Annotated in this window: 1 protein-coding gene and 1 other annotated feature; the gene reads left to right on the top strand. The window is 57.7% G+C overall.

Annotation, left to right across the window (positions count from 1 at the left end):
* Nucleotides 1-50: 50 nt before the first annotated feature.
* A protein-coding gene (locus LOL23_RS18900; protein ID WP_237174135.1) for an IS3 family transposase occupies nucleotides 51-1,285 on the top strand; the annotation gives its coding sequence in 2 pieces (ribosomal slippage) (nucleotides 51-330 and nucleotides 330-1,285; 1,236 coding nt in all).
* Nucleotides 329-445 (top strand) — a sequence feature (AL1L pseudoknot). (Overlaps the previous gene by 117 nt.)
* Nucleotides 1,286-1,318: the final 33 nt, after the last annotated feature.

Raw genomic sequence — 1,318 nt, 5'->3', positions numbered from 1 at the left:
TGAATCGAACCGGGTTTTGAGGAGGCTTCAATTCTTGAGAGAATGGAGTCATGAGCAAGAACAACAAGTTTTCCCCTGAAGTACGTGAACGCGCGGTGCGCTTGGTTCAGGAGCATCGTGATGAGTACCGATCGCTGTGGGCAGCTGTCGAATCGATTGCGCCGAAGATCGGTTGTACGCCCACGACGTTGCTGGACTGGATTAAACGATCAGAGGTCGATAGTGGGATCAGACCCGGCGTGACCACAGAGGAGCGTGAGCGACTCAAGGCGTTGGAGAAGGAGAACCGGGAGTTGCGCCGCGCCAATGAGATTCTGAAGTCGGCAAGCGCTTTTTTCGCCCAGGCGGCGCTCGACCGCGAACTGAAGAAGTAAACGCCTATATCGATCAGCATCGGGATCTGTACGGGGTCGAGCCGATCTGCAAGGTATTGCAGGTCGCCCCGTCAGCCTACAGGCGATATGCCGCCCGGTGTCGGAATCCCCAGCTACGCAGTCAGAGGGCCCAGCGCGACGAACAGCTCAAGCCGCAGATTCATCGCGTCTGGGAACAGAACTTTCGCGTCTATGGTGCTCGCAAGGTCTGGAAGCAGATGAATCGCCAGAGCATTCGCGTGGCACGGTGTACGGTCGAACGTCTGATGGGCGACCTGGGCATTGAAGGGGTGCGTCGTGGCAAGCGGGTTCGCACCACGGTGCCCGGTAGCGCGGTGGCCTGCCCTCAAGACCTGGTCCGACGTCAATTCGAGGCAGATCGTCCGAACCGGCTCTGGGTAGCGGATTTCACCTATGTTTCCACTTGGCAGGGGTGGTTGTATGTGGCCTTCGTTATCGATGCCTATGCAAAACGGATCGTTGGCTGGCGTGCCTCCAGCAGCATGACAACGGACTTCGTTCTGGATGCGCTGGAGCAAGCTGTGTATGATCGCCGCCCCAGTCAGTCAGACGGCCTTGTTCATCATTCGGATCGCGGGTCGCAATACGTGTCAATTCGCTATTCTGAACGCCTGGGTGAAGCCGGCATCAACCCTTCTGTGGGCAACACTGGCAGTGCTTACGATAACGCGCTGGCCGAGACCATTAACGGCCTGTACAAAACGGAAGTCATTCACCGCCGGGCCCCCTGGAAGACCAAGGCCGCCGTGGAACTGGCCACGCTGGAATGGGTGTCTTGGTTTAACCATCAGCGCTTGCTGGGCTCGATCGGTGATATCCCGCCGGCCGAAGCCGAAGAGCGATACTATCGACAACTTGCAGCACCGGCTGAGGAACCTGTTTTACTTTAACCCAACAGCCTCCGCGATTTCCGGTTCGATTCA

Source organism: Paracandidimonas lactea, assembly GCF_021653995.1.
GTDB lineage: Bacteria > Pseudomonadota > Gammaproteobacteria > Burkholderiales > Burkholderiaceae_B > Allopusillimonas > Allopusillimonas lactea.
This window is presented reverse-complemented; position numbering and strand designations above follow the sequence as displayed.